The sequence below is a fragment of the Cupriavidus sp. CPT47-8839-RL05A genome (assembly GCF_058792255.1).
On the sequence record NZ_JBYTEG010000006.1, the window covers coordinates 291,619 to 298,914 of the forward strand.

The 7,296-nt window shown below is 69.0% G+C and carries 6 protein-coding genes; all 6 read left to right on the forward strand.

Features of this window, described 5'->3' with window-relative positions; genetic code table 11:
• Window position 1 precedes the first annotated feature (1 nt).
• The 6 genes from AC3WVS_RS09775 to AC3WVS_RS09800 all read left to right on the forward strand — a co-directional run bounded on the left by AC3WVS_RS09775 (window position 2) and on the right by AC3WVS_RS09800 (window position 7,056).
• A complete protein-coding gene (locus tag AC3WVS_RS09775) occupies window positions 2–568 on the forward strand; it encodes a penicillin-binding protein activator LpoB (RefSeq protein WP_492318446.1) in 567 nt (188 codons plus the stop codon).
• 63 nt (window positions 569–631) lie between these two features.
• Window positions 632–2,071 (forward strand): PelD GGDEF domain-containing protein, encoded by a 1,440-nt coding sequence (locus AC3WVS_RS09780; RefSeq protein ID WP_492318447.1) that lies wholly within the window; start codon window positions 632–634, stop codon window positions 2,069–2,071.
• A complete protein-coding gene (locus tag AC3WVS_RS09785) occupies window positions 2,064–3,050 on the forward strand; it encodes a tetratricopeptide repeat protein (protein ID WP_492318448.1) in 987 nt (328 codons plus the stop codon). The genes AC3WVS_RS09780 and AC3WVS_RS09785 overlap by 8 nt, the downstream gene beginning before the upstream one ends.
• Window positions 3,047–4,645 carry a GT4 family glycosyltransferase PelF gene (gene pelF, locus AC3WVS_RS09790; RefSeq protein ID WP_492318449.1) on the forward strand — a complete coding sequence of 533 codons (1,599 nt, stop codon included), beginning with the start codon at window positions 3,047–3,049 and terminating at the stop codon, window positions 4,643–4,645. Before AC3WVS_RS09785 ends, pelF begins: the two co-directional genes overlap by 4 nt.
• Window positions 4,646–4,647: 2 nt before the next feature.
• Complete coding sequence (pelG, locus tag AC3WVS_RS09795; RefSeq protein ID WP_492318450.1) at window positions 4,648–6,018, forward strand: exopolysaccharide Pel transporter PelG; 1,371 nt, start codon at window positions 4,648–4,650, stop codon at window positions 6,016–6,018.
• 309 nt (window positions 6,019–6,327) lie between these two features.
• Complete coding sequence (locus AC3WVS_RS09800; protein ID WP_492318451.1) at window positions 6,328–7,056, forward strand: response regulator transcription factor; 729 nt, start codon at window positions 6,328–6,330, stop codon at window positions 7,054–7,056.
• The last annotated feature ends 240 nt before the right edge of the window (window positions 7,057–7,296 follow it).

A 7,296-nucleotide genomic window follows, 5' to 3' on the forward strand; every position in this document is an offset into this window, starting at 1 on the left:
GATGAACAAGCAAACCACGGCAATGACGGGCAAGACAGCGGCCAGGCGGCTGGCGGCATGGTGCGGCGCGCTGGGCGCGGCACTGTGGCTGGCGGCTTGCGCGGTGACGGATGTCGGCCGCGCGCCGGCGCTGGCCCGCGGCGAGACCATCGCGGTGCTGCCGATCGTGAACTACACCGAGACGCCGCAGGCCGGCCTGCGCGCCGAGGCGATTGCCGAGAGCCTGCTGAAGACCGGCGGCGTGGCCAGCCTGAAGCGTTATCCGGCCAGCCTCAATCCGGAAACGCTGTTCGAGCCGGCCGAGCGCGAAGCCGTGGGCAAGGCGCTGGAATGGGCGCGTGCCGAGAAGGCCCGCTACGCGCTGACCGGCGCGGTGCAGGAATGGCGCTACAAGGTGGGCGTGGACGGCGAGCCCGCGGTCGGCATCTCGCTGCAGCTGCTGGACGTGAACAGCGGTGAAGTGGTGTGGTCGGCCACCGGCAGCGACAGCGGCTGGAGCCGCGCCTCGCTGTCGGGCACCGCGCAGAAGCTGCTGCGCCGCCTGCTGGCGCCGCTGATGCAGGGCTGAGGCGGCAAGCCATCAGGAAGAGGCTGCACACCGATGCGGCGATGCAATGGTTGAAGCAAGGGGATGAGCGTGGCCAATACGGCTGACAAGACATATCGCGCGCGGCAAGGACAGGGCATCGGCCTGGGTGGGCGCTATGCGCGCCTGCTGGCGCCGGCGGTCAGCGGGCGCGCGGCCGTGGTGGAACTGGTGGTAGCCATGCTGGCGGCAATGGGGCTGGCGTGGCTGGTGTTGCCGCAGAATCCGCTGCTGCTCGGCATGGGCTTTCCGTGGGCCTGGCTGCTGCCGGTGATCCTGGCGCTGCGCTACGGCACGCTGATCGGCGTGGGCAGCGTGCTGATGCTGCTGGGCGGCTGGTACTTCTACCAGCAGACCGGCGTGATGGCAGGGCCGTTCCCGCGCCTGTTCTTCCTCGGCGGGCTGCTGCTGGTGCTGGTGGCCGGGCAGTTCGGCGATATCTGGGGCACGCGCCTGGCGCGCGCCCGCGCCGTGAACCGCTACCTGGACGAACGCCTGGCGGCGCTGACCAAGAACCACTACCTGCTGCGGATCTCGCATGAGCGGCTGGAAAACGACCTGCTGGCGCGGCCCACCACGCTGCGCGACACGCTGTCGCAGCTGCGCAGCGTGGCGCTGGACGAGGCCGCGCGCACCGGCCAGGTGCTGGCCGGCGCGCAGCCGATGCTGCAGGTGGTGGCGCAGGCCTGCCAGCTTGAGGCAGCCGCGCTCCATGCCTGCGATGGCGAGCACGTGGATGGCGCCCCGGTCGCCAGCATCGGCCCGGAATTCACGCTCGACACCACCGACCCGCTGGTGCGCCACTGCCTGGACACGCGCCAGCTGGCGCACCTGCGCGCCGACGGCCTGCAGCATGGCGCGCAGACACGCTATGTGGCGGTGGCGCCGGTGCTGGCCGGCTCCGACCACCTGATCGGCCTGCTGGTGGTCGAGCGCATGCCGTTCCTGTCGCTGACCTACGAGAACCTGCAGATGCTGATGGTGCTGCTGGGCTACTACGCCGACGGCGTGGAGCACGCCGGCGCCACCCGCACCATCCAGGCGGCGCTGCCGGCCTGCCCATACCCGTTTGCGCTGGACTATGCGCGTCTGTCGCGGCTGCGGCGCGAGACCGGCATCGAAAGCTCGGTGGTGGCGCTGGTGTTCGACGCGGATCCGGAGCGCGATGCGCTGTTCGAGCAGGTGGTGCGCAGCCGGCGCGCGCTGGATGTGGCGTGGCCGGTGGTCAACGCCCATCACCGCGCCATGCTGACGCTGATGCCGCTGTCCGATGCGCAGGCGGTGGCGGCCTACCTGGTGCGCATCGAAGACATGCTGCGCGCGCAGTTCGGCACCGATTTCACCAGTGCGGGCATCGGCGTCTATACGCTGGCGGTGCCCGGCGCCGGCTCGGAAGACGCGCTGGTCAAACTGCTGCGCCGGGCCCAGGTGGATGGCGCGATCGCGCCGGCCACGCTGCCGGCCGGGGAAGCGCCCCATGTTTAAGCTCGGCGCCAGCGGGCTCGCCGCCCAGATCGCCGCGCTGGCGCTGCTGGCGCGCGCCGGCAACAGCACCGCGCTGCTGCTGGCCTTCTTCGGCATGCAGGCGGTGGCCGCCGCGCTGACCGCGCTGCTGCTGTGGCGCCTGCTGCCGCGGCGCTTTCGCGTGCCGTTCGGGTGGAGCTATGGCTTTCTCGCGCTGTTCTGCTTCTTCGTGCCGCTGGGCGGCGCGCTGGTGTGCCTGGGCAGCTACCTGTTCTCGAAGCTGTTCCCGCGGCGCGTGGACACCAGCGGCATCGGCACCGTGGGCTTGCCCGAGTTCGTCACGCACCTGATGTCGCGCGTCACGCACGGCGGCGGCGCGCGCCTGCGTGCGCAGCTGGGCAATGCGCGCGCGCCCCTGCCCGAGCGCATGACCGCGCTGGTGGCGATGCAGTCGATGCCGGCGCGCACCGCCAGCCCGGTGCTGCGCGAACTGCTGGCCGACAGTGTCGACGACGTGCGGCTGCTGGCCTACGGCATGCTGGACGGCGCCGAGAAGCAGCTGACCCAGCAGATCCTGGCCGAGCTGCCGCGCCTGGAGAGCGCCAACAGCGCCAGCGAGCGCGCCGAAATCAGCAAGCGGCTGGCCGACCTGTACTGGGAACTGATCTACCAGAACCTGGTGCAGGGCGACGTCTACCGCTACACCGCCAGCCAGGTCGAGCGCTACGCCAGCGCGGCGCTGGCGCATGACGACAGCAATGCCTCGCTGTGGTACATGCGCGGGCGCCTGGCACTGGCGCGCAATGCCCCGCGCGAGGCGCGTGAATGGCTGCAGCGCGCCGAATCCCTCGGCTTCGCGCGCGAACGCGTGCTGCCGCACCTGGCCGAAGCCGCCTACCTGGAACGCGACTATGCCGCGGTGCGCCAGCTGATGGCATCGTTTGACAGCCCCTCGCCGCTCCCGCTGGTGCGGCCCCTGCTGCGGTACTGGCAATCATGAGCGAGATCCTGGTAAAAGGGACGTCGGCCGACGTCATGTTGCTGCTCGAAGGCACCTTCCCGTATGTGAGCGGAGGGGTGTCGAGCTGGGTCAACCAGATGATCCGCGCGTTCCCGGACCTGCGCTTCGGCATCGTCTTTATCGGCAGCCGGCGCGAGGACTATGGCGACATGGCCTACCAGCTGCCGCCCAACGTGGTGCACCTGGAAACGCACTACCTGTACGACTTCCCGCCGCCGCCGCTGGTCCAGGGCAGCACCGGCGATGCCAAGGCGTTCGACGCCTCGGACCGCCTGCACGAGCTGCTGCGCGACCCGGGCCGCGAGGCCGAGGCCGGCGCCATGATGCGCGAGCTGATGCCGGCGCTGCGCGAGGGCGGAGCGCTGGGCGAGGACGCCTTCCTGTACAGCCGCCGCGCCTGGCAGACCATCACCGAGCAATACCGGCGCTTCTGCACGGACCCGTCGTTCACGGACTATTTCTGGACCGTGCGCATCATGCACAAGCCGCTGTGGCAGCTGGTGCGCATTGCCGACAACCTGATCCCGGCGCGGGTCTACCACACGGTTTCCACCGGCTATGCGGGCTTTCTCGGGGCGCTGCTGCGCCACCGCAACCAGCGCCCGCTGCTGGTGTCGGAGCACGGCATCTACACCAAGGAACGCAAGATCGACCTGTTCCAGAGCCAGTGGATCCGCGACAACCGCAATGTGTTCGAGCGCGACATCTCCCAGATCAGCTACTTCCGCGAACTGTGGGTGCGCTTCTTCGAGACCATCGGCCGGGTCTGCTACGACGCCGGCGACGACATCGTCGCGCTGTACGAGGGCAACCGCCGCCGCCAGGTGCAGGATGGCGCGCCTGAGGTGCGCACGCGCAGCATCCCCAACGGCATCGACCTGCCGCGCCTGGCGCCGCTGCGCGCGCGCCGCAAGCCGGGCGTGCCGCCGGTGCTGTGCCTGATCGGCCGGGTGGTGCCGATCAAGGACGTCAAGACCTTCATCCGCGCCATGCTGACGGTGGTGCGCGAGTACCCCGAGGCCGAAGGCTGGATCGCCGGCCCCGAGGACGAGGATCCCGACTACGCGCGTGAATGCCGCAGCCTGGCCGAGAGCCTGGGCCTGGGCCAGAAGGTCAAGTTCCTGGGCTTCCAGCGCATCGACGCGCTGCTGCCGCAGGTGGGCGTGCTGGTGCTGAGCTCGATCAGCGAGGCGCTGCCGCTGGTGGTGCTGGAAGGCTTTGCCGCCGGCGTGCCGTGCGTGACCACCGACGTGGGCTCATGCCGCGAGCTGCTGTTCGGCCTGCCCGGCGAGGACGCCGCGCTGGGCTCGGCCGGCGAGGTGGTGCGCATTGCCGATCCCGCGGCCCTGGCCGCGGCGGCGCTCGGGCTGCTGCAGGACCCGGCGCGCTGGCAGGCGGCCCAGGCCGCCGGCGTGGCGCGCGTGGAGCGCTACTACACCCAGGACCGCATGGTGGGCAGCTACCGCGAACTGTATCAACGGCTGATGGCGCAGGCAGACGGCGCCGGGCCTGGCGGACCTGAACGGCAGGGCGGCGGCAACCCCGTGCGCTGCCCGGTCCACGGAGGAGCCTGAGCATGGCTGGCATTGGATTCGAGCTGCGCAAGATGCTGCGGCGGGACAACCTGTCGGGCATGCTGAGCGCCTACGCGTATGCCGGCATCATCAGCTCCGGGCCGTGGATCCTGTCGATCGTCGGCATCCTGCTGATCGGCATGCTGAGCCTGCCCTTCGTGGTGCCGGGCTCGCTGATCACGCAGTTCCAGGTGTCCGTGACCTACCTGATTGCCGGCAGCCTGATCCTGACCGGGCCGATGCAGCTGGCGTTCACGCGCTTCACCTCGGACCGGTTGTTCGAGAAGCGCGACCACCTGGTCCTGAGCAACTACCACGCGGTGGCGCTGCTGTCGACGGTGCTGTCGGGCGGCATCGGCGTGGCGTGCGCGGTATTCAGCTTCGGCGAGCAGTCGGTGCTGTACCGGCTGCTGATGGTGGCGGGCTTCGTGGTGCTGAGCAATATCTGGATTGCCGCGATCTTCCTGTCGAGCATGAAGCAGTACAAGGCCATCGTATGGACCTTCCTGCTGGGCTACGCGATCTCGGTCGGCGCCGCGCTGGTGCTGCGCGGCCACGGGCTGGAAGGGCTGCTGGGCGGTTTCGCCGCCGGCCAGCTGTGCCTGCTGACCGGCATGGTGACGCTGATCTACCGCAACTACACCAGCCGCCAGTTCATGTCGTTTGAGGTGTTCCAGCGCCGCCATGCGTACCCCAGCCTGGTGGCGATCGGCCTGCTCTACAACCTGGGCATCTGGATCGACAAGTTCATGTTCTGGTACGCGCCCTCCACCGGGCAGCAGGTGATCGGGCCGCTGCATGCGTCGATCATCTACGACATCCCGGTGTTCCTGGCCTACCTGGCGATCATCCCGGGCATGGCGGTGTTCCTGGTGCGCATCGAGACCGATTTCGTCGAGTACTACGACGCGTTCTACAACGCGGTGCGCGGCGGCAGCTCGCTCGAGCATATCGAGGACATGCGCAACACCATGGTCCAGACCATCCGGCTGGGTTTGTACGAGATCGTCAAGGTGCAGGCCATCGCCGCGCTGCTGCTGTTCGCGGTGGGCGTGTGGGTGCTGCGGCTGCTGGGCATTTCCGAGCTGTACCTGCCGCTGCTGTACGTGGACGTGATCGGTGCCAGCCTGCAGGTGGTGCTGCTGGGGGTGCTCAACATCTACTTCTACCTGGACCGCCGCCGCGAGGTGCTGCTGCTGACCGCGACCTTCGTGGTGCTGAACTTCGCGCTGACGCTGCTGACGCTGCACCTCGGGCCGGCCTGGTACGGCTACGGCTTTGCGGTGTCGCTGCTGGTGGTGGTGGCGCTGGCGCTGTACCTGCTGGACCGCAAGCTGGACCGGCTGGAGTACGAGACCTACATGCTGCAATAGGCCCTGCCGCCATCGTGCGCCCGGCTCCCGGGGCGGCACGATGGCGGCAAGGATGATGCAGATCGAAAGACGATCGCGGAGGGATCGGCGCAGTTGCCGCCGCCACCCCTCGTCGGGGCATCTCGACGGAAGGGCCTGCGATTGGGTAACATGGCGGCAGCCGGCGGGCTTCGGCCTGGCCCGTCGGATCAGATCGACGGCCGCGCCCCCCTGGGGGTGAATATGAGGAATGACTTGCCGGCCGAGCCGTCGACATGCCGTGGCAGAGACCGCAGTTGCAGTCGGAAGCTGGCAGAAGGATGTAGAGGTATGCGAATTGCCTCCGTGGAGGATGATCCGGATCAGGCCGAACTGATCCGGCAGATATTGAGCGAAGCCGGCTTCGAGTGCGAGTCCTTCGCCAACGGCGCGGACTTTCTGCGCGCGCTGCGCGAGCGCGCCTATGACCTGTTGCTGGTCGACTGGCAGTTGCCGGGCACCAGCGGCTATGAGCTGGTCAGCTGGGTGCGGCAGAAGTCCGGCAATATGCCGCCGATCCTGTTCGTCACCAGCCGCACCGCAGAATCCGATATCGTCGACGGCCTGACGGTGGGCGCCGACGACTACATGCTCAAGCCCATCCGCGCCGGCGAGCTGATCGCCCGCGTGCGCTCGCTGCTGCGCCGCGCCTACCCCGAGGCCGCGCAGGAAGTGGAGCTGATCCGGCGCGGCAACTACACCGTCGATACCCACGCGCGCACCATCACCATCGGCGGCGAGCCGGCGCTGCTGTCCCCGCGCGAATATGAGCTGGCCCTGTTCCTGTTCCGCAATACCGGGCGCCTGCTGGCGCGCGAGGTGATGGAGCAGGCCGTCTGGGGCCGCGCCATGGGCGCGGGCTCGCGCACGCTGGATACGCATATCTCGCGGCTGCGCCTCAAGCTGGCGCTGCGCCCCGAGAACGGCGTGCGGCTGACCTCCGTGTACTCGCACGGCTATCGCTTTGAAGAGGCTTCCGCGGCAGATGTGGAGGCGGATGAGGCCGGGGCGGATGCTTAGAACCCGTTTCACCATGAAAAAGGGGCGCGAAGGCTGCTGCCGGGCCGCAGGACTAGGCGTGGCCGACGCGGCGTGGTCATTCCACGCAAGGAGGCTGCAACAACGCCATGCGGCCCGGCAGCAGCCTTCCCTTCGGGTTCAAGCCAGGCGCGGCGCATGCGTCGTTACGGGCCTTGACCTTGGAATGACCAAGGCCGGCGGCCCGCGCCTAGCCTGCGCCGCGCCTGGCTTGAACGCGTC